The sequence below is a fragment of the Lysinibacillus sp. CTST325 genome (assembly GCF_054665055.1).
This window is the reverse complement of sequence record NZ_BAAFHO010000040.1, coordinates 1-1,018: the sequence shown is the minus strand read 5'-3', so window position 1 is coordinate 1,018 and position 1,018 is coordinate 1. Positions and strand designations below refer to the sequence as shown.

1 protein-coding gene is annotated in these 1,018 nt (G+C 35.6%); it reads left to right on the top strand.

All coding sequences use genetic code 11. The features are described from left to right. Nucleotides 1-29: 29 nt before the first annotated feature. On the top strand, nucleotides 30-1,018 hold a 989-nt coding region (gene istA / locus ACYQ73_RS28095; protein ID WP_460015458.1), incomplete at its 3' end, for an IS21 family transposase.

Below are 1,018 nucleotides of genomic sequence, written 5' to 3'. Positions count from 1 at the left end.
CCATTTCATACTAATACTGAGGTGTTAGTATGCATATTCAATTAGAGATTGAGACAGAATTTAAAATTAATAGTCTTTCAGATTTAGCAAATTTTAAACAAGTAATGGAGCATTTAAACATGAAGATTAATAAAAGTAGATTAGCAAGGGATATAGGCGTAGATCGACGTACAATCGATAAATATCTAAATGGCTTTATACCAAAAACAAAGCGTAATAAGCCATCTAAAATTGATGAGTTCTATCCGATTATTGCCAGCCTCTTATCAGAAGATTCTAAGCAGGTATTTTATTATCGACGTAATCTTTGGCAGTATTTAAAAGACAACCATGATTTAGAGTGTGGGCAATCTACATTCCGTACCTATATTGCCAATACGCCAGAATTTAAGGCTTACTTTGAGAAAGCTGAGCGTGTATCTTCTTTGAATGGCGGTATCCGTTATGAAACACGTATGGCCAAACAAGCACAGTTGGATTGGAAAGAAAGTATTCTTTATGAAACAAGTGATGGTGAACAGGTGGAGATTAATGTAGCTGTGTTAGTGCTAAGCTACTCTCGTATGCGGTTCTTTTATATGAGTATTTCTAAATCGCAAGCAGTTTTATTTTCTTTCTTAACCGACACGTTTGAAAAAATGGGTGGTGTACCAGAAGAACTCATCACTGACAATATGAAAACCGTGATGGATGAAGCACGAACAGAACATTTTTCAGGAAAAGTGAATGCGAAGTTTGCGCACTTTGCGAGAGATTTTGGATTTAAGGTGAAGCCTTGTGTAGCAGGTCGTCCACAAACAAAAGGAAAAGTGGAGACAACGATGAAGTTTTTGGATGAGATCCATGCCTATCAAGGAAAGTTTAACATAACTGAATTACACGCCTATATTGAAAAATTGTGTAATCGTATCAATCATGAAATTCATCAAGGAACGAATAAAATTCCGATTTTAGAATTCCAAAAAGAAAAGAATCACTTACTCCAGCTACCAACTGAACGAGTAAGAGATTCTTATCG